This window comes from Candidatus Erwinia dacicola, from assembly GCF_001756855.1.
GTDB lineage: Bacteria > Pseudomonadota > Gammaproteobacteria > Enterobacterales > Enterobacteriaceae > Erwinia > Erwinia dacicola.
Window position 1 is genome coordinate 1 of the sequence record NZ_MAYS01000557.1, and the last position, 1,978, is coordinate 1,978.

Consider the following 1,978-nt stretch of genomic DNA (forward strand, 5'->3'; position numbering starts at 1 on the left):
GTTTTTCGAGGTAGCGGTTCTAGCCGTCATCGACGGTGAAAAGAAGTTTAAAGAAGTTTAGCGGGACGGGGGATATGCATGGAGCAGAGTATAAAGCGGAGCGCCGGTCATGCAAACACCCGAAGCGGCGCAGCAGCGCCGCTCACGCCACAGGCGTGCTACGTTCAATAAAAATGAGGAATATAACATGGGGAGTAAAGAAATACGGGATATGCTCAGGAATGATGATAATAAACCCGCTGGGTTTACTATCAGCGGTCCGGAGCTGGAAGAAAAGCAGGAAGCAAAAGGCCGTTTTGCGCGAGTGATCGATAAACTGCGTAACCCTGTTAACTATTCGAAAGTAGCGGAAGAGTCGAGGAAAGCCGTTGAAAAACATCTCGACGCAAGCAATTTATATACAAAGCGAACCCGTAAAGGCCATGTTCATTATCTCGACAAAACCAGTGATAAAACATTGTTTGTCGATACAGGCAAGCTGATTACAATGCGGAAAAATGGCCTGAGTAGTGACAGTGTGGCCGTAGCGCTGGAGCTGGCTCAAGGACGTTTCGGCAGCACCCTCGATATCAAAGGTTCGCAGAAGTTTAAAGACATGGTTGTAAACGTTGTCGCGGAAAAAGGGCTGGATATCCATTTTACTGACAAAAAAATGAATGAAGCACTTGAACTTCGTCGCGCAGAGCTGCTGAAAGCGAGAGAACAGCAATCCCGCAGCAGTGACTCGGCATTTACCATTGGTGGTGCTGAACGCACTGTCAGCCGGGAAAATAGCGCTGTTGCTAAGGAAGAAGAGCAGTCCGCGCCTGCTGGTTCAGGAAATATTGATGATGAGCCGTTATACCGTTCGGTTAATCACCTTGAAGGTAAAATTGTTAAGCACGGAGCCGCGCCATACCTTCATAAGGAAGGTAACAGCGACAGTTATTATATTGTTCTGAAAGATAAAGAAGGCCAGGAATCGACACAGTGGGGGGTTGGCCTGAAAGATGCCCTTAAGGGATTCCGGAGAGGTCAGGAAATCGCTCTGGATCTGAAAGAGTCAAAACCTGTTCAGGTCAGGGTCCGGGATGAGCAGGGCAAGTTTTCCACCCGTGAAGCTGTTCGTAACATTTGGCAGGCAACCAGTCTGTCAAAATCTGCTTCCCCAGGATCTAAAAAAGCGGCCACTTCCGATATTGATAAACCCCATCTGGCGACTGAGAAGATGCCGGTTAGAGAAAATATTCACTATCGGGATGAATACATAAAGTGGCAGCAGATTCAACCAGCGGGTACAAGTTTTGCTCGACTTGAGAGAGAGATGAAAAAAGCTAATCCTGGCGTTAAGGGGGATGAGTTCTACAAACTCCTGGTGGAAAAAGTTCAGGAACCCCAGAAAGCAGAGGGACAAAAAACAAAGCGTAACAGGGATTTTGATGGGCCAGAAATGGCATGAATTTGATTTCGCAAGGCTAGGGAAACCTGACCTTTTTTCTGTGATCAATATCATGGTGGGAATTATGTACTTGATCAGGAGTGTTTTTGTGATTAAGCTAATTGTGTTCGCTGTAATGTAGAGGAATACACACATGCTTCAAACAATACTTAGTCGCAGCTCAGTTAGTGTTACTGAGTTCAGAAGAAGACCTGTTGAGTGTGTGAGAGCCGGGAATGGTGAGGCGATTGCCATCCTGAGTAACAATGAACCAGTATTTTACTGCATCCCAGCAAAGGAATATGGCGAGTTGCTGCAAGAGCTTGAAGACGCAAAAAGTAAGCTTAAAGCAGTTAGTAACTGATTGAAGAAAAGGATCTTTGGTTGATCCTTTGATTATGTTTGACGGTCATGAACCTCATTAAAAGTGAGACTAATGTCTTTAAAACAAGTAGTTAGAAGTACAGCGTTATCACGGCTGAATTGATCCGCTTGATGGATCGTGCTAGATTACGCTGGTTTACGAATTCTTACGGGTGGGACGTTCCCGGTAATAGCGTC

Annotated in this window: 2 protein-coding genes; both read left to right on the forward strand. The window is 45.9% G+C overall.

Annotation, left to right across the window (positions count from 1 at the left end; genetic code table 11):
• Window positions 1–109: 109 nt before the first annotated feature.
• Window positions 110–1,438, forward strand: a complete 1,329-nt coding sequence (locus tag BBW68_RS13760) for an LPD7 domain-containing protein (RefSeq protein ID WP_245675278.1) — start codon at window positions 110–112, stop codon at window positions 1,436–1,438.
• 133 nt (window positions 1,439–1,571) lie between these two features.
• Window positions 1,572–1,781 carry a type II toxin-antitoxin system Phd/YefM family antitoxin gene (locus BBW68_RS13765; RefSeq protein ID WP_070135780.1) on the forward strand — a complete coding sequence of 70 codons (210 nt, stop codon included), beginning with the start codon at window positions 1,572–1,574 and terminating at the stop codon, window positions 1,779–1,781.
• The last annotated feature ends 197 nt before the right edge of the window (window positions 1,782–1,978 follow it).

Coding starts and splice junctions, on each gene's coding strand:
- BBW68_RS13765 (WP_070135780.1), top strand. CDS start 1,572: ATGCTTCAAACAATACTTAGTCGCAGCTCAGTTAGTGTTACTGAGTTC.
- BBW68_RS13760 (WP_245675278.1), top strand. CDS start 110: ATGCAAACACCCGAAGCGGCGCAGCAGCGCCGCTCACGCCACAGGCGT.